This is a genomic window from Salinibaculum salinum, from assembly GCF_037645885.1.
GTDB classification, from domain to species: Archaea; Halobacteriota; Halobacteria; order Halobacteriales; family Haloarculaceae; genus Salinibaculum; species Salinibaculum salinum.
In genome coordinates this window covers 88400-108836 of record NZ_JBBENW010000001.1, presented here as the reverse complement: position 1 = coordinate 108836, position 20437 = coordinate 88400, and the positions used below count along the sequence as shown (strand labels likewise).

16 protein-coding genes and 2 tRNA genes are annotated in these 20437 nt (G+C 61.3%); 10 read left to right on the top strand and 8 right to left on the bottom strand.

The genetic code is table 11. The annotated features are described in order from the left end of the window. Window position 1 precedes the first annotated feature (1 nt). Window positions 2–74 (bottom strand) — tRNA-Arg (locus WDJ60_RS00480). Window positions 75–115: 41 nt separating this feature from the next. Further along, window positions 116–655, bottom strand: coding sequence for a 2Fe-2S iron-sulfur cluster-binding protein (locus tag WDJ60_RS00475; RefSeq protein ID WP_340098350.1), 540 nt, complete (start codon window positions 653–655; stop codon window positions 116–118). Window positions 656–943: 288 nt separating this feature from the next. On the opposite strand from WDJ60_RS00475, the gene WDJ60_RS00470 reads away from it, so the two are divergent. Next, window positions 944–2257: a glycosyltransferase family 2 protein gene (locus WDJ60_RS00470; protein WP_340097756.1), complete on the top strand. Its 1314-nt coding sequence runs from the start codon at window positions 944–946 to the stop codon at window positions 2255–2257. Here WDJ60_RS00470 and WDJ60_RS00465 read toward each other — a convergent pair. Continuing rightward, window positions 2254–3507, bottom strand: coding sequence for a DNA double-strand break repair nuclease NurA (locus WDJ60_RS00465; RefSeq protein WP_340097755.1), 1254 nt, complete (start codon window positions 3505–3507; stop codon window positions 2254–2256). The two genes, WDJ60_RS00470 and WDJ60_RS00465, sit on opposite strands and share 4 nt — an antisense overlap. 127 nt (window positions 3508–3634) lie before the next feature. Here WDJ60_RS00465 and WDJ60_RS00460 point away from each other — a divergent pair, with 127 nt between their 5' ends. After that, window positions 3635–4546: an SIMPL domain-containing protein gene (locus WDJ60_RS00460; protein WP_340097754.1), complete on the top strand. Its 912-nt coding sequence runs from the start codon at window positions 3635–3637 to the stop codon at window positions 4544–4546. Between the two features lie 13 nt (window positions 4547–4559). Here the strand turns inward: WDJ60_RS00460 and WDJ60_RS00455 are convergent, their stop codons facing one another. After that, the gene (locus WDJ60_RS00455; RefSeq protein ID WP_340097753.1) at window positions 4560–4949 is read right to left on the bottom strand and encodes a DUF7522 family protein; all 390 of its coding nucleotides are present in this window, start codon (window positions 4947–4949) and stop codon (window positions 4560–4562) included. Window positions 4950–5051: 102 nt separating this feature from the next. On the opposite strand from WDJ60_RS00455, the gene gpmI reads away from it, so the two are divergent. The 5 genes from gpmI (at window position 5052) to pan2 (ending at window position 13020) form a co-directional block, all read left to right on the top strand. Further along, complete coding sequence (gene gpmI, locus WDJ60_RS00450; protein WP_340097752.1) at window positions 5052–6611, top strand: 2,3-bisphosphoglycerate-independent phosphoglycerate mutase; 1560 nt, start codon at window positions 5052–5054, stop codon at window positions 6609–6611. 3 nt (window positions 6612–6614) lie between these two features. Beyond that, window positions 6615–7418 carry a tRNA pseudouridine(38-40) synthase TruA gene (gene truA, locus WDJ60_RS00445; protein ID WP_340097751.1) on the top strand — a complete coding sequence of 268 codons (804 nt, stop codon included), beginning with the start codon at window positions 6615–6617 and terminating at the stop codon, window positions 7416–7418. A gap of 52 nt (window positions 7419–7470) precedes the next feature. Beyond that, window positions 7471–9756, top strand: a complete 2286-nt coding sequence (locus tag WDJ60_RS00440; protein ID WP_340097750.1) for a PAS domain S-box protein — start codon at window positions 7471–7473, stop codon at window positions 9754–9756. Between the two features lie 155 nt (window positions 9757–9911). Continuing rightward, entirely contained in the window at window positions 9912–11702 is a 1791-nt protein-coding gene (gene pepF / locus WDJ60_RS00435) for an oligoendopeptidase F (protein WP_340097748.1), read from the top strand. Window positions 11703–11799: 97 nt separating this feature from the next. Continuing rightward, window positions 11800–13020 carry a proteasome-activating nucleotidase Pan2 gene (gene pan2 / locus WDJ60_RS00430; protein ID WP_340097747.1) on the top strand — a complete coding sequence of 407 codons (1221 nt, stop codon included), beginning with the start codon at window positions 11800–11802 and terminating at the stop codon, window positions 13018–13020. A 264-nt stretch (window positions 13021–13284) separates the two neighbouring features. Here pan2 and WDJ60_RS00425 read toward each other — a convergent pair whose 3' ends face one another. Beyond that, on the bottom strand, window positions 13285–13710 hold the full coding sequence (locus WDJ60_RS00425; RefSeq protein ID WP_340097746.1) for an iron-sulfur cluster assembly scaffold protein: 426 nt from the start codon (window positions 13708–13710) through the stop codon (window positions 13285–13287). Window positions 13711–13809: 99 nt separating this feature from the next. On the opposite strand from WDJ60_RS00425, the gene WDJ60_RS00420 reads away from it, so the two are divergent. Next, window positions 13810–13884 (top strand) — tRNA-Ile (locus WDJ60_RS00420). Window positions 13885–14040: 156 nt separating this feature from the next. Here the strand turns inward: WDJ60_RS00420 and WDJ60_RS00415 are convergent. Continuing rightward, on the bottom strand, window positions 14041–14274 hold the full coding sequence (locus WDJ60_RS00415) for a DUF2249 domain-containing protein (protein ID WP_340097745.1): 234 nt from the start codon (window positions 14272–14274) through the stop codon (window positions 14041–14043). 895 nt (window positions 14275–15169) lie between these two features. On the opposite strand from WDJ60_RS00415, the gene WDJ60_RS00410 reads away from it, so the two are divergent. Continuing rightward, on the top strand, window positions 15170–16009 hold the full coding sequence (locus tag WDJ60_RS00410; protein WP_340097744.1) for a hypothetical protein: 840 nt from the start codon (window positions 15170–15172) through the stop codon (window positions 16007–16009). A gap of 114 nt (window positions 16010–16123) precedes the next feature. Here the strand turns inward: WDJ60_RS00410 and WDJ60_RS00405 are convergent, their stop codons facing one another. Continuing rightward, the gene (locus tag WDJ60_RS00405; RefSeq protein ID WP_340097743.1) at window positions 16124–17419 is read right to left on the bottom strand and encodes an amidohydrolase family protein; all 1296 of its coding nucleotides are present in this window, start codon (window positions 17417–17419) and stop codon (window positions 16124–16126) included. A 170-nt stretch (window positions 17420–17589) separates the two neighbouring features. Between WDJ60_RS00405 and WDJ60_RS00400 the strand changes: the two genes are divergently transcribed. After that, the gene (locus tag WDJ60_RS00400) at window positions 17590–18936 is read left to right on the top strand and encodes a dihydroorotase (RefSeq protein ID WP_340097742.1); all 1347 of its coding nucleotides are present in this window, start codon (window positions 17590–17592) and stop codon (window positions 18934–18936) included. 8 nt (window positions 18937–18944) lie between these two features. Here the strand turns inward: WDJ60_RS00400 and cofH are convergent, their stop codons facing one another. Continuing rightward, window positions 18945–20300, bottom strand: coding sequence for a 7,8-didemethyl-8-hydroxy-5-deazariboflavin synthase subunit CofH (cofH, locus tag WDJ60_RS00395; RefSeq protein WP_340097741.1), 1356 nt, complete (start codon window positions 20298–20300; stop codon window positions 18945–18947). Window positions 20301–20437: the final 137 nt, after the last annotated feature.

The window sequence follows — 20437 nt, the reverse complement described above, 5'->3', positions numbered from 1 at the left end:
ACGGGCGGCGAGGGATTTGAACCCCCGACCATCTGGTCCGGAACCAGGCGTTCTGTCCGCTGAACTAGCCGCCCTCGAAATGCGATAGCAGAGAGACCGGTAAAACAGTTGCGTCCTACGGGGACTCGCCCGTCTCGAGCGTGAAGTCGTCTGTCGGGTAGGCCACGCACGTCAGGCAGTACCCCTCTTCCATGTCGTCGTCCATCAGCGAGTCGTTCTGTGAGTGGCGGATGTAATCCTCTGCCGGGCCGTCTTCGATGTGACCGGCACAGGAGATACACTGTCCCTCGCGGCAGGCGTATGGCAGGTCCCACCCCTCGTCTTCACCGGCATCGAGCAGCGGTTCGTTGTTGGCGACCTCGATGGTCTCACCCTCTTTGGCGAACTCGATCTCGTAGTACTCGACTTCGTCGTCGGCGATCGACGACGGATCGAAGCCCTCGTCTTCTTCTTCCTCTTCGCCTTCAGCCAGTTCGCCACCGGCTTCTCCGGCAGGCACCTGTCCAACGGCACCGCCACCACCGATAGAGCGGTTCATCGGTTCCGGGAAGTCGGTCTCGGGAACGGACTTGGCTCGCTGTTCGAGCACGTCCTGAGAGATGTCCTCCGCTGGCTCCCAGCTCGTCCCGCCGGAGTAGTGCAGTATGACGAACATCGAAGTCAAGACCAGCCCGGCGATGAACTCGACCGAACCGAGCGAGATGATGTTGCTCAGCCAGAATGCGATGAAAGCCACCCACAGAAGCAGGGCACCGCCGATGAAGATGGCGTCTCTGTTCATATGTGGCGGTATGGAGCAATGGTTTAATTAAGTGTTGTTTCGCTCGGGCACAGGCGGTCAACTCACGACCCACCGGAACCACATATAAAACCAGCCACTCTGTTTCGCTTCGTGACTGTACCATATCATTTTATTAGATGTCGCCTTACTCCTTTGAGTTGTATGGTCCCCAAACACCTCCAACAACTGGTGCCGACGGTACGTGGGTGGCTCGGCCGGGCTGGTTTTGCTTCCCTTACCGGAGGCGTCCTGCTGTTCGGATATCAGGCAGGATTCATTTTGATGGACATCCAGCTTGCCCTCCTCAACACCGTTCTCACCATCGCCCTCCTCCAGGCAGAGTTCGCGGTGTTGTCCTTTGCCGCGTTCATCCTCGCGTCCGCGCTCGTGTTTCTGGCGTGGTCGGTCCAGTCGTGTCCGTACGAATCGTACTACGACGACGGAACAGTGACTGCCATCGTCCCCGTCTACCGCGATGCAAACGTTCTCAGTCGGAGCGTCGAGAGTCTGCGGAACTCGAACTACGAGAACCTCGACATACTCATCGTCTGTGAACAACACGACGGTCCCACGCGCCGGCGCGCCGAGGAACTCGCAGCGCTCGACGGTGTCGACTACCTCGTCAACACCGAGAATCCCGGCTCGAAGGCCGGTGCAATAAACTACGCCGTCGCCGAGACCGACAGTGAGTACGTCTCAGTCCACGACGCAGACGAACTCGTCGACGAGGAGTTCCTCCCGAAAGCTGTCGCCAAGCTCCAGCACAACGACGTGGTTCAGGGCCGGACCGTTCCCGAGCCAACGGGCTTTATCGAGTCGCTGGCATACTACGAGTCGGTCCTGCTGAGTTACGTCTCCCGACGGATTCTGTACGTGTTCACGGATTTCAAGATGGCTGCGAGTCGCGCCGTCGTGATGCGCCGTGACGCACTCGACGCTGTCGGCGGCTATGACGACGAGATGCTCACCGAGGACTTCTATTTCGCCTACCAGTGTTACCGGGAACGGCTGGACGTGGCAGAGCTGCTCGATTACCCCTCGCGAATCGACGCGGCGCACACAATCACCGACTGGTGGGGCCAGCGCAAACGCTGGATGACCGGCTACTCGCAGGTCCTCCACCGTCTCGTCGCAACCATCCGACCGGTGACTGACTACCGGAACCTGTTCGCGACGGTCATCTGTGCGAGTACTGTCGTCGGGAGCCTTCTGATGCTCACGATGCTCTCGAAGTTCGCCGTGCTCGTCGTTTCCGGCTCGAAAGGACTGTTCGTGTTCCCGTTAGGTGCTATCACGCTCGTAACGCTCGGTATTCACTTCCACGACTACAACCGCGGGCTGGTGAGCGCGCCCAGCTGGTACTGGGTGTTCGTCCCACTGCTGTTGCCGGTGTACAGTCTCTCGGCTATCAAAGCGGTCTTCGAGTACGTCTTCTCGTGGAACGGCGAGTGGTACCGCGTCAGCAAAGACGCCTAGAGGAACTCCTCGACGGCGTTCCAGCGTTTGTCGTTGTACGACTCCTGTTGAGTGGTGTCGAACTCCCGTTCGATACGACGCCGGAGCGTCTGCTTTCCCTGCCGGTCGATGCGTGCGAGTTCGTCGGCCTTCCCGACTGGTAGCGGTGGTCCGCGCTCGCCGGCCACCTCCGAGAGTAGGTGAGTCGTCAGCTGAGCACGCAACCCGTCGTCGCGCGTAAACGCATACGGTGCTTCGACGCGGTAAATGAGGTCGTCGCGTGGGTCGTAGACGACAAAGAAGGTAACTTCGTAGGCTTCCTCGTCCAGGGTTCGGTCATGGTCGATGTCGAGCGACCCATCGCACAACATCCCGTCAGTGCCCACGCGCGAGCGAAACCAGTTCGTGAACGTCAGGTGGTCGGTCTTCGGGTCGCCGTGGTCGTCCAGTCGCTCCAGGACGCGCCGGAAGAAGGCGTCGTCGTCGACCCACGGCGCGCCGAGTTTTTTCCGGAGCGTTCGGGTAATCGCCTTCGACGCGCTGTTTTTGACAAAGCCGACCATCGGTACGTCGCGGTCGACGAACGTCTCGACGAGTTCGACGTAGTTGCAGATGACATCCCGTGGCATGTCCTCGTCGGCGAGGAGTCGCCGGAGTTCCGGGTTCCGCTCGCGCCACTTCAGCAAGCCAGTCGGGTAGATTGGGCCGTCGAGGACGAGCAGGTCGTCGACCACCTCGGCCTGTTTGAGCGCGTGCTCGCTCTCGGCGAGATAGAGCGCGAGCGCGTGAACGACGGTCTGTTCGTAGCGGTCGACGCGGGGCACCTGCAACATGCGCCGGCGAGCGAACCCGCGGTCGCCGCCGTGCCACTCGTCGTCGTACGTCGAGACGGATGGGTCGTTCGTGTGGACCGTCATCACGATAGTTCGCGCACGGTGGAGTTCGACATCGGAGGGGACAGCAGCCATCGCCGCCTGCGAGACGTCGAGGACCAGCCCGTTTTTGAACGTCGTGGGATTAATAGTCCCGGCGTCGAGGCCGTGTTGCGTGTCGAATGCGGTCTCGGTCAGCGCGATATCGTCGATTGGCACCTTTTGTCGTTCGATACTGTCGAGCGGTTCGAGGACAATCGAGCCGTCGTCGTAAAGCGGGTCGAGAAACTCCGCCCAGGCGCGGTCGGCGACGTCGCCGTGGTCGCTGTCGGCGACGTCCTCGCTGACCCGGCCCGCCAACTGCGCGATGCCGTCCACGTGGACGGGGTCGAGTGTCATACCCGTCCATTCACGCCAGCACACAAAAGTCCCCCAGTCACTGTAAGCCGCTGTTACAGCACCGCAACAACCCACGAGGCTCAGATAAGCGCACCATTACAATTCAATTGCTGTGCCGACCGGGTGCATGGCACGCAAATCCTACGCCGTTGGCGTCGTCCTCGTCGTCGTCCTCGCAGGACTCGGCGGTATCGTCCACGCGGATTCGAATGGACCCGTCGCACAGACTGGTAACACACCTGTCGAACAGCCGACTGACACACCAGCAGAATCGACAGCGACACCTGAGGAAGCGCCACCCGAAGAGCAGACGCCAGCAGAACAGACGCCAGTAGAGCAGACACCGGACGAAGAAACGCCGGACGAATCCGAAACCCCGGCAGAACCAGCACCCGGTGACACCGCTGACACCAGTGGTGAGAACACGACAATATCCGTCTCCGCATCAGCAACGGCGGAGGCAGCGCCCGACACGGTACGGATTCGAGCAGCCGTCGTCGCGACCGCCAGTGACGCCGAAACCGCACGGCGACAGGTCGCCGAGAACGTCTCACAGACGCGGACGGCACTCACCGAAAGTGGTATCACTGACGACCAGTTCCAGACCAGACAGTTCGACATCAGAACAGTTCGCGAGCCACGCCCGAACGACAGTCGACAGACTCGCTATCGAGCCGTCAACGAGTTCGAGATAGAAGTGTCGCCGGACCGGGCTGGTGAAATTATCGACAGCGCCGTCGGGAACGGCACCAACCAGATAAACGGCGTGACGTTCACACTCGCCGACGACACTCGTCTCGACCTCCGCCAACAGGCGCTCCGGGACGCGATGTCTAATGCACGCACTGACGCGAACACTATCGCATCGGAGAGCAACGTAACAGTCCAGAGCGTGAAATCGGTTTCAACGTCAGAGATGGAGTTCTTCCCCATCGAGAGAGGGGCTGCCAGTGGTGTCGCAGAAGATGCATCGACGGTCATCGAGCCAGGTCCCGTGGAGGTGTCGGCGACTGTCTCGGTGACCTACCGGGCAGCGTAGCGTCGACGCTGCGTTAGTCTTCGGCGTTTTCTTTGAGCATCCGCTGGAGTGCTTCGGCGATTTCCTCGTAGCTACTCATCGAGAGGCCGTCGGTGGTGATGAGTACGCCCTTCCGGTCGGCGGCAATCCGGAGGAGGTAGCCGTTCTCGAAGGCACGGACCGTGAACTTGTACTGACCGAGTTCGGAGTTCTGGTAGGCGTTTTGCGTCTCGCGGTAACCGCGCCACTCGTGGCCGACGAACGTGTTGAGGTCGGCGTCGCGTTCGAGGTCGTCGCGCAGGTAGAGCTGGTCGAAATCCGAGCGCGTAAAGTAGGTGACCGAGCGGAGGCTGTCACCGGTCGCTGTCCTGGCGGTGGTGACGATATTGTTTGCCTGCTCGTCCGACAGGAGTTGCGATTCCATGTTCGCACTGTAACAGCCGGGATACATAACTCCGATGCTCGCGGCCCATGTCTCCCACACGCGAAACGAAAGTGTCTCGGCCCGTCACCGTCTCCCGCCGGTATGGACGTCGGTCTCGTCATCCTCGACGGGTGGGCGCTGAACCCCGACGAGGACGTACGCGATGCTATCGCTGCCGCACAGACACCGAACTTCGATCGACTCTGGCGCGACGGTGCCCACACGACGCTCGAAACGCACGGCCGCCGGGTCGGACTCCCCGAGGGACAGATGGGCAACAGCGAAGTCGGCCACCTCAATATCGGTGCCGGCCGCGTCGTCAAACAGGAGTCGGCCCGGGTTTCCGATGCGATTGCCCGCTGGAAAGGAGAGACACCGGAGGACGTGGACGACACGGACCGCCCAATCAACGAAAATTCATCCATCAATTCAGCGTTCGAGTACGCCGACGAACACGGCGGACAGGTCCACTTCCTCGGTCTCGTCTCGGACGGTGGCGTCCACTCCTATCAGGCACACCTTCACGCGCTGATCGAACTCGCTGCTGACCGCGGTGTCGACGCGGTCACCCACGCCTTCACCGACGGCCGGGACACCGCTCCCAAGAGCGGGTCGGGCTACCTCCACGAACTGCACTCACACGTCGAGGAGTACGGTACCGGCGACGTGGCGACGGTCAGCGGGCGATACTACGCGATGGACCGCGACGAGAACTGGGAGCGGACCCGGCGCGCGTACGACGCTATCGTGAACCGAACTGCCGACCACATCGCACCCACAGCCGTCGAGGCCGTCGAGCAGTCCTACGACCGTGGCGATACCGACGAGTTCCTCGAACCGACGCTCGTCGAGGGCGGAACCGCTCTCTCCGATGGTGACGCAGCCATCTTCGTGAACTTCCGCTCGGACCGCGCCCGACAGCTCACCCAGATGCTCGCGGATATCCGACCGGAGGACTGGGAGTTCGAGACCACCCCACCGGAGATTCGGCTGGTGACGATGACGCAGTACGACGCCACGTTCGACCTGCCGGTCGCGTTCCCGCCGCGCGTGCCCGAGAACACGCTCGGCGAGGTCCTGGCCGATGCTGGGAAGACGCAGCTCCGGCTGGCAGAAACCGAGAAGTACGCCCACGTCACCTACTTCCTCAACGGCGGTCGCGAGGTGGAGTTCGACGGCGAAATCCGGCGTATCGTCGAGAGCCCGGATGTTCCGACCTACGACCTGCAACCGGAGATGAGTGCGCCAGAGGTGACCGACACGGCTATCGAGATTATCGAGTCAGAAAATCCCGACACGATGGTGCTCAACTACGCCAACCCGGACATGGTCGGCCACACTGGTGACTTCGAGGCCGCCATCGAAGCCGTCGAGGCCGTCGACGAACAGCTGGGGCGGCTGGTCGAGGCGATGCAGGCGGCGGGCGCACACGTTCTCGTGACTGCCGACCACGGCAACGCCGACGACATTGGCACCGAGGAACAGCCCCAGACGGCACACACGACCAACCCGGTCCCACTCATCTATCTCCCGGCGACGGACACCGACGGAAGTCGCAGCGTCCGCGACGGCGGCACGCTCGCCGACATCGCACCGACGATGCTGGCGCTGGCAGATATCGAGAAGCCACCAGAGATGACCGGCCACACGCTGGTCGAGTGAGCCGTGCGCGCCTACCGTATCGCCTACGACGGCCAGCCGTTCTACGGCTTCCAGCGCCAGCCGGACGTGACGACCGTCGAAGACACCATTCTCGACGCACTCCGGGCGCTGGACGTGCTCGGAACCACAGCGGACACGCCGCCGGGGTACGCCGCTGCCGGACGCACCGACGCCGGCGTCTCCGCACTCGCCCAGACCGTCGCCTTCGACGCCCCCGACTGGCTCACACCTGCCGCGCTGAACAGCGAACTCCCGGCGGACGTGCGGGCGTGGGCCAGCGCCGACGCGCCCGACGAGTTCCACGCCACGCACGACGCGACCAGTCGGACCTACACGTACTACCTGCACGCACCCGACGCGAGCGACGAGCGCGCCCGCGACGCACTCGACGCGCTCGCCGGCGAACACGACTTCCACAATCTCACGCCCGACGATAACGGCACCGTCCGAACGCTGTCACCGGCACTCGACCGTGAGGGGCCCTTCCTCGTGGTCGAACTCACCGCGGGTGGGTTCGCCCGGCAACTGGTCCGGCGGATCGTCTCGGTCGTCGCCGAGATAGCACAGAGAGACGCGCCGCTCGCTCGTATCGAGCAGGTGCTGGCACCGGAGCCACTCGACGGGCCCGAGGGAGTCGCTCCCGCACCGGCGACCGGACTGGTACTGACCGGGGTCACGTATCCCACACTCGAGTTCGCCGTCGACGAGACGGCGGCCGCCAGCGCTCGGGCCGTCTTCGAACGTCAACGGGTCGACCGCGCGACGCGGAGCCGCGTGGCCGGGGCGCTGACTGATTATCGAGAGTGAACGCACGAGCATAGCGAACGTTTTTGCCGAGACACACAGTCGTGTACGTACGATGGACGGCGAGATACGGGTGCTGTGTGTCGGCTGCGAGGAGAGGATCGCCGACCGGATAACAACGGCACTGGCCGACACAGATCAGCAGTTTGTCGTTATCACGGCGACGGAGACGGGCGCGGGGCTGGCACATCTCGCGTCGAATCGTGTCGACTGTGTTCTCGTTGACGCCCGAGCGCCGGATTCGGCTGGTTTCGTAGCACTCGACGAGATCTCCGAGCAACGGGACGGTCCGCCAGTCGTGGCGCTTGCCAGCGACGAGACAGCACCCGACGTGATCGCCGCCGGATCGACGGACTACTTCCGGCTGGCGGACGCGCGAGACGGAATCCTGCCAGCGCGGCTCAGAACCGTCGTCGAGAGTGCCAGAGCGAGCGAACGGAACGCAACGCTCGAGCGCATCCGCTCGCTCGTCAGCGAAGTCAACCAGGCGCTAGTCCACGCAACCAGTACGGCTGAAATAGACAGCCAAGTCTGTGAGATTCTCAGCAGTGCCGAGCCGTACCGCTTCGCGTGGATCGGCGAGTTCGACCAGGAGACGAGGGAGGTAGAGCCACGCGAGTGGGGCGGTCTCGAAGCGGGGTATCTCTCCGACATCACCGTGACGGCAGACGATACCCCGACCGGACACGGACCCGGCGGACGGGCCGTAAAGAACGGTGAAATCTCGGTCATACAGGACATCCAGAACGATCCCGAGTTTGCACCCTGGCGAGCGGACGCACTCGAACGAGGCTACCAGTCACTGGCCTCCGTCCCGCTGCTATACGAGGGGACACAGTACGGCGTGTTGAACGTCTATGCCGACCGCACGAACGCGTTTGACGACGACGAAGTGGCCGTGCTGTCGGAGCTCGGTGACGACATCGCGCACGCTCTGGCGACGGTCGAGATGCGCAACAGACTCGCCGAGGAGAAAGAGCGGTTTCGGCAGCTGGTTACGGAAGTCGAAGAGTACGCAATCTTCCGGGTAGACCCGTCGGGGACCGTCGTGAGCTGGAACGACGGCGCGCGGCGATTGAAAGGGTACACCCGCGAGGAGATTCTCGGGGAACACTTCTCGACGTTCTACCCGGACGACGTCGAGAGCGACCACGCACAGGAAGTGCTAGACGCTGCCGCCGAGCGAGGCAGCTACGAAGAGGAGGGGTGGCGCGTTCGCAAGGACGGCTCGCGCTTCTGGGGGAGTGTGACCGTGACCGCACTGCGAGACGACGACGGGGCGCTCCGCGGATTCACGAAGATAACGCGAGACATGACCGAGCAACGCGACCGGGAGCGGAAGCTTCGCCGGTTCAAACGGGCCGTCGAATCGGCCGGACAGGGAGTGTACATTACCGGCACGGACGGGACGATCGAGTACGTCAACCCTGCGTTCGAAGAGATCACCGGGTACAGTCGTGCGGAAGCGACGGGGATGACCCCGCGAATACTCAAATCGGGCGAGATGGACGACGAGTACTACGAGAAGCTGTGGCGGACGTTGCTCGCCGGCGATGTCTGGGAGGCAGAGATCACCGACAGACGCAGTGACGGAGAGCTGTACGAAGCCCATCAGACGATCGCGCCGATTTTCGACGACGGGAGCGTCGAGGAGTTCGTCGCAATCCAGAGCGACATCACGGAGCGCAAGGAGCGCGAAAAGCAACTTCGGGTGCTCGACCGGGTGTTGCGCCACAATCTAAACAACGCGCTGAACGTGATTCAGGCGCGGGCCGAAGTAATTGAAACCGACGCCCCGCCACAGTTCGCGACAGACGCGACCGACATCGTCGAAAAGACGAACGAACTCGTCGCGCTCGTCGACAAAGAGCGGGCGGTGACGCGAGTGCTACTGTCGGACGCACCACGGCAGCGAGTCGATGTCACCAAACTCGTCAGCCGAGTCATCAGGAGCATGCAGTCCGACTTCCCCGACGCCACCGTCACCAGTGACCTGCCCGACGGAGTCACCGCGGAGGGGACGACACAGCTCAACCGGGCAGTAGCCGAACTGCTGGAGAACGCGCTCGTCCACAGCGACAACCCGTCACCGGAAGTGACCGTTTCGGTCGCACAGGACGCAGAGACGGTCCGTATCGCTATCGAAGACGATGGTCCCGGTATCCCCGAGATGGAACGGAAGGTACTGCTGGGCGAGGAGGAACTCGAGCCACTGTATCACGGCAGCGGGCTGGGACTGTGGCTGGTCTACTGGATCGTCCGCCAATCTGGCGGGACGCTGCGGTTTTCGGACAACGACCCCAGCGGGAGTGTCGTGACGATAGAACTCCAGCGCGACTGATTGTCGGTCGGCGCTCCGAGAAAACAGTTCAGTGCGTCGGCAGTCTCACGATGTAGACCGACTGCGACGGCACTGCAAAGACGGAAGATGGCTGCAGAGAGCGTCCCGGTAGCGGACAGCAAAGGCTTACCTGCCGGCCAGTCTAACCCCGTCCAATGAGTTCCGTCCCCGAACGCGGTGACATCGACGAAGCGTACAAGTGGGACCTCGACTCGCTGTTTGCCAGCGACGAGGCGTGGCAGACGGCCTTCGAACAGGCCCGCGACAGTCTCGACGACCTTCGCGCCTACGAGGGCAGAGCGGCCGAGGACGCGGCGACGCTGACCGAACTGCTCGAAACCTACGAGCAGGTGATGCGGCAGGTCGCAAACGTCGGTGCGTACGCTCGAATGCGCCGCGACGAGGACACACGCGATGACGACGCACAGGCGCTGGCGACCCGCGCCCAGTCGCTCGGTTCCGAAGCCGCGAGCGCCGCGTCCTTCATCGAGCCAGAACTCCAGCAGCTCGACCGGGAGGATATCGAACAGATGCAGGAGGAAAAGCCGGCACTGGAAGCGTACGACCACTACATCGACGATATCTTGCGAATGAAACCGCACACCCGTTCCGCGGAAGTCGAAAACCTGCTGGCTGAACTGGGGGAGGTAACGGGCGCGTCGGGCGAGATTTACAACATGCTCGCCAACGCAGACATGGAGTTCCCGGCAGTCGACGACCCCGACGGCGAGCCCCAGCCGATTACGCTGAACAACTTCACCACGCTCCAGAAAAATCCCGACCGAGCCTTTCGCCAGCGCGTCTACGAGACGTTCTACGACGAGTGGGAAGACGTGCGCAACACCGTCGGTACTTCCTACCGAAACAGCGTGAAAGCCGACGAAAAACTGGCTGCTGCGCGCGATTACGACAGTTCTCGGGAGGCGTCACTGGACGGCCCGAACATTCCGACGGAGGTGTACGACACCCTCGTCGACACGGTTCGGGACAACCTCGACAAACTGCACCGTCACGGCGACCTCAAGCGAACGGTGACCGACGGCGAGGACCTCAAGATGTGGGACCTCTACGTTCCGCTGGTCACCGAAGAGAGTCCAGAGGTGTCCTACGAAGACGCCTGCGAGTACGTCACCGAGGCCGTCGCGCCGCTGGGAGAGGCCTACCAGTCCCGGCTCGCGGAGGGGCTCGACTCCCAGTGGGTCGACGTCTACGAGACGAAGGGCAAGCAGTCGGGCGCCTACTCCGGCGGGACCTACGACTCCCAGCCGTACATCCTGATGAACTACCAGGACGACGTGGAGTCGATGTACACGCTGGCACACGAACTCGGCCACTCGATGCACTCGGAACTGGCCAGCGAGGCCCAGCCGTACGTCTACGCCGACTACACCATCTTCATCGCCGAAATCGCGAGCACCGTCAACGAGACGCTGCTGACCCATCACCTGCTGGAGACCGTCGAGGACGAACAGCTTCGCCGTCACGTTCTCAACCAGTACCTCGAACGGTTCCGCTCGACGCTGTATCGGCAGACGATGTTCGCCGAGTTCGAACAGCGGACCCACGAAATGAGCGAGGCCGGCAAGCCGCTGACACCCGACCGACTGGACGAACTCTATCAGGAACTGAAAGGCGACTACTACGAACCGGCCGAGGTAGACGACCGTATCGCCCGCGAGTGGATGCGCATCCCGCACTTCTACCGCGCGTTCTATGTCTTCCAGTACGCGACCGGTATCTCCGCCGCGGTTGCCCTCGTGGAAAACATTCGTGACCACGGCGAACCGGCCGCCGAGCGCTACCGGAACTTCCTGGAGAGCGGGTCACGGGGCTATCCGCTGGAGTTGCTCGACGACGCCGGTGTCGACATGACCGACGCTGCGACTGTTCAGTCGGCACTCGACGTGTACGGCGAGTATCTCGACGAGTTCGAACGACTGGTCTGAGACAAACGGGGTGGGATTCTGACGCCCTTTCGAGGACGGAAATCGGTTCCGTTGCCGAAGGACCTATGTCTCCCGATGGCAAATACTCTACAATCAGATGTCGCGTAGTTCGTCGCTTCCCGAGCGCCCACGGCTAGACCTGGACCCCGAAATGACCCAGGACGAACGGTTAGAGGCTCTCCGGGACCATTACAGAGAACTCGTCAAGGTACAGAACAAACTCGAAGAGCAACTGGGGTCGGCCGAGGAGCGTCGGAACGACCTCACCGAGCAGGTCGACCGGCTCGAACGAGAGAACGACACGCTCAAATCGTCCTCGCTGTACATCGCGACCGCCGAGGAGATTACCGACGATGGCGTCGTCGTCAAACAGCACGGCAACAACCAGGAAGTGCTGACCGAAGTCTCACCGACGCTCCGCGAGGACCTCGAATCCGGGGACCGCGTCGCGATCAACGACTCCTTCGCCATTCAGACCATCCTCAACCCCGAAACCGACGCTCGCGCGCAGGCGATGGAAATCGACGCCAGCCCCGACGTGAGCTACGACGACATCGGCGGCCTCGAAGACCAGATTCTGGAAGTTCGCGAAGCGGTCGAGGAACCACTCATCAACGCCCAGCAGTTCGAGGACGTGGGTATCGAGCCCCCATCCGGCGTGCTCTTGCACGGTCCACCGGGGACGGGGAAGACGATGCTGGCGAAAGCCGTCGCGAACCAGACCGACGCTACCTTCATCAAGATGGCTGGCTCGGAGCTCGTTCGGAAGTTCATCGGGGAAGGTGCGCGCCTCGTCCGTGACCTCTTCGAACTCGCCAGCGAGCGCGAACCCGCCGTCATCTTTATCGACGAGATCGACGCCATCGCCGCCAAGCGGACGGACTCGAAGACCAGCGGTGACGCCGAGGTTCAGCGGACGATGATGCAACTCCTCTCGGAGATGGACGGCTTCGAAGAGCGCGGTGAAATCCGCATTATCGCCGCGACCAACCGCTTCGACATGCTCGACCGCGCCATTCTCCGCCCGGGTCGCTTCGACCGTCTCATCGAAGTGCCGAACCCGGACTGGGACGGCCGCGAGCGCATCCTCGAGATTCACACCAGAGAGATGGACCTGGCAGACGGCATCGACATGGCAGCGCTCGCAACCGAAACGGAGGGTTTCTCCGGTGCGGAACTGGCCTCGCTGGCGACCGAAGCCGGGATGTTCGCCATCCGCGACCAGCGCACCACCGTCGAGATGGCCGACTTCGAGAACGCACTCCAGAAAGTCCGCGAAGAGGAAGATACTGCGGGCCAGCCGATCGCGTTCGCCTAACCACCTTTTTCTGCGTCGGGTTCGCGCGGAGCGCGAACCACTCTCTGCTCACGGCGCTTCGCGCCGTTCGCATGGTTCGAGAGAGCTTCGCTCGCTCGTTACTTGAAAAACGTCCGCAGAAATCGAAGATTTCTGCCGGGCTGCGAAAGAGCTCTGCTCTTTCGAACGTGGGCGAAAAAAGCCGAGCACTCACTACGTTCGTGCTCGGAGAACCGCGCGCCGTCGGCGCGCGGATGCTATCGGTCAAAGTACTGCAAAACGTAGTTAGTCGTCTTCGGTGGTCGTCTTGTCGACGTCTTTCTCGCCGAAGTAGATTTCCGCGCCGTCCTGTGCGACCTTCTCGGCGAGGACAGCACACTTGATGCGCATTGCAGAGATGTCGACGCCGAGCATGTCGACGATATCGTCACGATCCATCTCCTGCAGATCGTCGAGTGCCATGCCGGCGAGTTCTTGCGAGAACATGGAGGCGGAAGCCTGTGAAATGGCACAGCCATCTCCGCGGAACGCGACGCGTTCGATTGTCTCCTCGTCGTCGTCGAGGACGACGTCCATCTCGATCGTGTCACCGCACATCGGATTCTCGCCGGTGTGGGTGAACGTTGGGTCCTCGATTTCCCCGTAGTTTCGGGGGTTCTTGTAGTGGTCGAGGATTTGCTGCCGGTACATGTCCGAGCCACCGATTCCCATAGTTACACACGAATACGGTCGTCTACCCGAAAAGAGTTCCGAGGGAGATGTTCGCACAACGGTAGAGTTTAGTTGGGCGATTTGGTACGGAAAGACAGCGGGCCCGTAGCTCAGTCTGGTTAGAGCCCCCGGCTCATAACCGGGTATGCGATGGTTCAAATCCGTCCGGGCCCATGCGATTTTGCGACGAGTGGACGCGAGAAGCAAATCGTACGTCCGGCGGTTTGAACCAAGGAACGGAACGAAGTGGAGTGACTGAGGTTCACAATCCGTCCGGGCCCACTTCCGACGGCAACAGAGAGGAAATCGGCCACCGAACGAAGACAGCAGCTACTTTTTTGGAAGAGTTGCGATGAACTCGTTCGGGCCGATACGGTCAACAGTGTATCCATCGGCATCGGACGACTCGACTTCGGCAGCCATCTGGTGGTACAATGGCGTCGGTTCGTGGTCGTTGACCAGCGTCAGCGCTTCACCGCTCGCTAACTCCTCGAACGCGTCGAAGATTTTTGGGTGTCGTTTCGGCGGCGGAATCTCTCGCAGATCAAGTTGCTGTTCGGCCATTACATCGCTACCGAGGCAATTGCCACGAATACCTTCGGGTAACCACTGCGGCGAACGGGCATCAGGTAGCCGGTCCACGCGTCAGTGACCAGAGCATGCTCTGAACCGATTTGCCGAGGAAGTATCCGACGACACACCAGAGGATTGCTGCATCCAGCCCAGAGACTACAAATCCGGCAGTTGCACAACAGAGTCCGACGATGTATCCCAGATATGCCGTTGCAGACGGCAGTGGTCGCATGGCCTCACTGATGGGTCCCACCACGGTGAGGAGTCCCCCGAATACATTCGTGTTACGGTCACACTGGAGTTACCCGCAACCAGGAACGAGAGCGGACACTGACGGAAGCGTTCGCAGAGAAAGAACTCCGTCGACTATCCGCTCACGTGTTGGAGAACCGTACTGATCGGTCCAGAGAACGGAAAGTCTCTGCAGTCGGTTGCTGGTTGAGATGGTATAGTCACACAGACACTACTTCGACTGGAATCGATATTTATAAATATTCTTTATATAATAAGCTTTTGAGAGATGCCGGACCCATACAACAGAAATGTAACTACAACGTTGAAATCCAATGTGTGTAGCAGTCATCAACAGTAGAAATGGTTTCGAGAGCGCGACTAATATAGGATATAATCCATTATATTCACAGTTATAACCGAAAATTCACCAGTATTGTAGACGGCACCTCAAGCGGAGTGAGGCAGCCAATCACCTGGTTGAAGACAGAGTTAAGTTATATTTTTCCGACTATTTTAGACTAATACAATTTTTCTGAATTGTTTATTATTCGACCAGAGTATTTATGCGCCACGAGCCCAGACTGGAGAAAGCAGTACATAACGGGATAACTGGTGGAAGGAATTAAGTCAATGTGTGCAGTGTGTGCACCATATGGCCACAATACGTGTTCGCGACTGGACGAAAGAACAGATAGAAGAGATTCGCGAGGCAGAATCGCACTCCTCCCACGACTCAGTCATCAAAGCGCTACTCAAGGATCGGGAACTTGCGCAGTTTGCAGGAACGGCAACTGAAGAGGCGAAGGAATCGGATTGTTCCGCTAGCCCGCAACACGCTGACACGCTATTTGATGATTTGACGGTACTAGCAGAGTTAGAACACGTCGACAACGGCGTCGTCTTTTTTTGGTGTCCGAACTGCGCCAGCGAAATCGCACACATCGGCTTCGACGACGACATGTCGATGTCAGTCATCGAAATCGAGTGTCAACGGTGCCTGGCACGACTCGACCAGTACGTCGTGGTGGGCATCGAAGTCGGCTACCCAATCGAAGAGCGTATCGTCGAAGAAACACTCGAAGAGGACCTGAAACGGTGTGTCGTCGATTACTGGGATCGGAGTCTCGAAGCTGTTGCAGCGGGAGACCACGATGACGACCAGATCGAAACTGAACGACGCGTCTGGAAGTACAACGAGTACCTCCAGGAGTTCGGGTGGTCGTGGCCCTCGGACGTGCCGGTCGTCGGTGTCCGACCCGAGCAGAGGTACCGAAACACGGTGACGGGCGACCGCTTCGACGTACTCGAATCGATCACTGATACGCGTGGTGCCGTCGACGACTATCGTATCAGACGCTACTCGGACGAACATCCGGACGGGGATACCTCCGTCCTCGACGCGACAGAACTCACGAATCTCGTCGTCAGTCGCAGTCTCTCCGTCGTCGACACAGATCGAAATGAGTCCCCTCCTTCGAGAGATGCGGCGTGACGACGGTGCCCAGCTATTCTGTACACCCTGTATTCATTTCGTATACGCTCTATTTACGAGCGACGGCAGCTATCAATTAACAGACTAAGTTTGTTAATATCTGTGTAGTTCCAGTCAGAGTCGGTCCCACAACGATTCACTCGCAGTCCCGACAGCAGCCATATCAGACTCGTCGACGCCGTCGACAGAGCCGCCTCGCTCGTACACCACGTCGCCATCGACGATAGTCCGGGTCACGTCGGCACGACTCGCTGCGCTCACCACGTAGTAGGGAGCACTATCGGCGAGCACCGGATTCGGTCCGAGGTCGAGCGTCACGAAATCGCCGCGTTTGCCGGTTTCGAGACTGCCGACCTCGTCGTCCATACCGAGCACGCTCGCAGAACCGATAGTCGCCCACTCCAGCGCCTTGGCCATGTCGAAGCCGCTGGGGTTGTTCTGTTTGAGTTTGTGAACTCCGACCGCCGAGCGCATCGTCTCGAACATATCGGGGTCCCAGCCATCGTCGCCGATGCCGATGGTTATCTCCTCTTCCTCCATCTTCTCGACGTTGGCGATGCCGACAGCGTTGTTGATGTTCGAATAGGGGTTGTGGGCGACGGACACGTCGTGGTCGGCCAGGATTTCGATTTCGCGCTCGGTCGAGTGAACACAGTGAGCGGCGATGACATCGGACTCGAAAAAGCCCATCTCTTCGAGGGCGGGGACCGGACGCTTCCCATACTCTTCGAGTGATTTGTGCACGTCCACGAGTCCCTCCTCGAGGTGTATCTGAACCGGTCTGTCGTCGCCGGTCGCGCGGCTGACGCATTCCTCGACGACTTCCTCAGTGTTCGTAAAGAGGGTGTGCAGGCAGTAGTGGCCGTTGACGCGGTCGTAATCGTCCTCGACCTCCTGGACGAACCGCTGGTTCTCGTCGATACCGGCCATCGCCTCCTCGGTCGAGTTCCGCGCAGTCGTCTCGAAGGTTATCATCCCGCGGATAGGCGTCTGTGCAACGCCGTCAGCCACGGCGTCCAGCGCACCGGGGAGCGTGTTCGGGCCGGAGTAGTTGTCACAGAACGTCGTGACACCACCCTCTAGCATCTCGACACAGGACCCGAGCGCAGACAGCCGGGCGTCGTCCATCGTGAACGCCTCGTCGACCTCCCACCAGATATCGACGAGCGCCTGGTAGAAGCTCTCGGGTGCCGCCGACAGCGGCGCACCCCGTATCGGGAGTGCGTACATGTGCGTGTGGGCATTGACGAGTCCGGGAATCACGACTTCGTCCCGGGCGTCGACGTCGGCATCCGAGACGTACCCGTCAGCGATGTCGGTTATTTCGCCGTCGTCGACGGCGACGTGTACTTCCTGTCGGACCTCGCGCTCGTCGTTCATCGTGACGAGCGTACCAGCGTTCAGTATCACAGTATTCCATCACCGGGGTCGCACAAAAAATTACCTGCGAGACGACTTCTTGCCGGCGAATTCGGCAGGCGTGACAATCGTTTGCGTGCCACCACTGCAGACTGAGCGTACACGGCACAGTATTGGAAGGTTCGGCAACAGTTTTACTCGTACCGGGCGTGCGTACGCCCATGACGGACACGCTCATCTCGGACGCGCGGATTGTCCGGCCATCGGGGACGGTGACGGGGGGAATCGCTATCGAGGACGGATTGATTACTGGTGTCGGCCCGGACGTTGTCGACGGCCACGCTGACGCCGACGAGACGGTCGACGCCGAAGGAATGGTCGCACTCCCCGGTGTCGTCGACGTACACAACCACATGCACGACGACGAGTTGTTTCCCGAAGGTATCGACTTCGCCTCGGAGACAGCGAGTGCCGTCGCCGGCGGCGTCACGACCGTCGTCGAACTCCCGACACAGACACCGGTGACCGACGCCGAGTCGTTCCGGAAGAAACGGGCAGCATGCGAGGAACGCGCCCACGTCGACTTCGGGCTGGTGGCAGGGAACGTCGAGAACAGCGATATCGACGTGGAATCGGTTATTGCAGAAGGAACGCGGGATTTCAAGACGTTCACAGCCGACCCGTATCTGGCCGACGACAGGACCATCGTCGAACTCATGGTAGCAGTTGGCGAGGCCGGCGGAAAGGTGCGAGTCCACTGTGAGACGCAGGGGCTGCTGGACCACGCTCGCGCGCAAATCGACGGCGACGACCCCGAGGTGTATATGGACTCGCGGCCACTCGAGGCAGAACTGGACGCGATCAACCGGATGGGACGGTTCGCGGAGTACGCCGACTGCCCGCTCCACGTCGTACACGTCTCCAGCGGAAGCGGTGCCCGAGAGGGCGCGCGCTTCGTCTCTCGGGCCACCGTCCCGGTCACACTCGAAACCTGCCCACACTATCTCGCTTTCTCGAAGGACGACGTCGCGGAGAAAGGGCCGTTCCTGAAGGTGAACCCGAGCCTCAAATCCCCCGAAGAGGTCGAGCAGCTCTGGGACGCCGTCCAGGACGGAACGATAGACCTTATCGCGAGCGAGCACTTCCCCACCTACCGCGAGAACCGCGAGCAGGGGTGGGACGATATCTGGGAGCCCTACGCCGGCCTGCCGAGCATCGAGACGATGCTCGAATTTCTCGTCAGCGAGGGCGTCCACACTGATCGCCTCAGCTGGCCACGGCTCCACGAACTGGTCTGTGCCCGACCGGCACGGGAGGCCGGCATCTACCCACAGAAAGGCTCGTTGGCGGTCGGGTCCGACGCGGACATCGTCCTGCTCAGGGACGAAGCGTACACTGTCGCGGCCGATGAGCTCGCCTACGTCGGCGGGTGGACCCCGTACGAGGGGAGGAAGTGGACCGCACGCGTCGATACGGTGTTCGTCGGCGGCGAGGCGGCCGCTCGCGACCACGAGGTACACAGCCAGGAGGGCGACGGCGAATTCCTCCACCGCGAATCGATGCCGTAAATAGGGGACTACCGGAGCAGTGGCGTCCCGTTTGCTTGCGGACCGAGCGTCGGGCCGACGAGCGTTTCGTCGGGGTCGATTCGTCGGCGCTGTTCGTAGTCCGTCGAGCGCTCGACTGGCGTGCGACCGATTGCCGACACCATGTCGGCGTAGTCCCGGAACGAGCGGAACTCGCCGTGTGTGCCGCCCGCTCGCTTAGTGATCTCCTCCGAGAGCAACGTTCCCATGAAGTCGTCGGCACCGCAGTTCAGCAGCTTCAGCCCGTGTTCGTCGCCGTACTTGACCCAGGAGGACTGGATGTGGTCGACGTTGTCGAGGTAGAGCCGCGAGACGGCAATCATCAGTTCGTCCTCTGCTCTGGTCGCACCGCCGTCGACCATTCCGTACTCCGCGAGTGGTGTCTGCTGGTGGACAAAGGAGAGCGGAACGAACTCCGTGATGTTGCCGGTTCGGTCCTGCAGGTCCCGAATCACGTCGAGATGTTTCACGCGGTGAGCCTCGTTCTCGATGTGGCCGTACATGATTGTCGCCGTCATCGGCAGCCCGACGCTGGCAGCGGCCGTCATCGCCCCGACCCACTCCGCCGTCCCGATTTTCCCGGGACACAGCACGTCTCGAACTTCGTCGACGAGGATTTCGGCCGCCGTCCCGGGAACGCTGTCGAGGCCAGCCCGTTTCAGACGGCTGTACACGTCCTCGTAGGACCAGTCGGTGCCACGTCTGGCGTGGTAGGCTTCTTCGGGCGTCATCGAGTGGAGATGCGCCCCATCAGCGCTCATCGCGGCCATCTGCTCGCAGTAAGTCCCCGGATTCGTCTCGTACCGGTCGGGTGGTTTGTAGTTGAGCGGCTCCCGGTCGCTGGCTTCCAGAATCTCGCGGTGTTCGTCGTCAAGCGCAAACGCGGGGTGGAGGCCGCTGACCGAACAGACCTCGTAGACGCCACGCTCGACGGCCTCGCGTGCGGCCGCACGGGATTCGGTAGGCGTCTTCGTGAACCCGCTGTGGCTCTCTGTGCTGTCGGACTCGAAGGCGTCGGCGCTGTCTTTGAAATTGCAGAACAGACAGCCGGTGTTGCAGGCGGTGGTGACGTTGTTGTTGACGTTGGCGACGAAGGTCACTTCGTCACCGACCATCTCGGCGCGACGGCGGTCCGCTACTTCGAGTACCTGCTCCTTGCGCTCGGTGTCGATTCCGGGTTTGTCAGTCCCGGTCGTCAGGAGTTCGATGCCGTCGTCAACGGTGAGTCGGGACCCGTCTCTGGCCTTCGCTAGCGCGTTCTGAAAGGACTGGTCGGTCTCCGGCCGGTACTCGTACGTTACTCGGCCGGACGGACTCGTCGCTCCCGCCCGGAACGTATCAGCCATATTGCCAGGTCGAAGCACGACTGTATAAAACCTCGTCTTGTGGCGGGTTTGCTGTACGAATATCTGATTTGTGTACATTCTGCACACACAATCAGTCGTTACTGACACTCACCGCCGCGAACTGTGAACCTGCCAGC

Coding starts and splice junctions, on each gene's coding strand:
- WDJ60_RS00475 (WP_340098350.1), bottom strand. CDS start 655: ATGTTCGTCATACTGCACTACTCCGGCGGGACGAGCTGGGAGCCAGCG.
- WDJ60_RS00470 (WP_340097756.1), top strand. CDS start 944: ATGGTCCCCAAACACCTCCAACAACTGGTGCCGACGGTACGTGGGTGG.
- WDJ60_RS00465 (WP_340097755.1), bottom strand. CDS start 3,507: ATGACACTCGACCCCGTCCACGTGGACGGCATCGCGCAGTTGGCGGGC.
- WDJ60_RS00460 (WP_340097754.1), top strand. CDS start 3,635: ATGGCACGCAAATCCTACGCCGTTGGCGTCGTCCTCGTCGTCGTCCTC.
- WDJ60_RS00455 (WP_340097753.1), bottom strand. CDS start 4,949: ATGGAATCGCAACTCCTGTCGGACGAGCAGGCAAACAATATCGTCACC.
- gpmI (WP_340097752.1), top strand. CDS start 5,052: ATGGACGTCGGTCTCGTCATCCTCGACGGGTGGGCGCTGAACCCCGAC.
- WDJ60_RS00440 (WP_340097750.1), top strand. CDS start 7,471: ATGGACGGCGAGATACGGGTGCTGTGTGTCGGCTGCGAGGAGAGGATC.
- pepF (WP_340097748.1), top strand. CDS start 9,912: ATGAGTTCCGTCCCCGAACGCGGTGACATCGACGAAGCGTACAAGTGG.
- pan2 (WP_340097747.1), top strand. CDS start 11,800: ATGTCGCGTAGTTCGTCGCTTCCCGAGCGCCCACGGCTAGACCTGGAC.
- WDJ60_RS00425 (WP_340097746.1), bottom strand. CDS start 13,710: ATGGGAATCGGTGGCTCGGACATGTACCGGCAGCAAATCCTCGACCAC.
- WDJ60_RS00415 (WP_340097745.1), bottom strand. CDS start 14,274: ATGGCCGAACAGCAACTTGATCTGCGAGAGATTCCGCCGCCGAAACGA.
- WDJ60_RS00410 (WP_340097744.1), top strand. CDS start 15,170: ATGGCCACAATACGTGTTCGCGACTGGACGAAAGAACAGATAGAAGAG.
- WDJ60_RS00400 (WP_340097742.1), top strand. CDS start 17,590: ATGACGGACACGCTCATCTCGGACGCGCGGATTGTCCGGCCATCGGGG.
- cofH (WP_340097741.1), bottom strand. CDS start 20,300: ATGGCTGATACGTTCCGGGCGGGAGCGACGAGTCCGTCCGGCCGAGTA.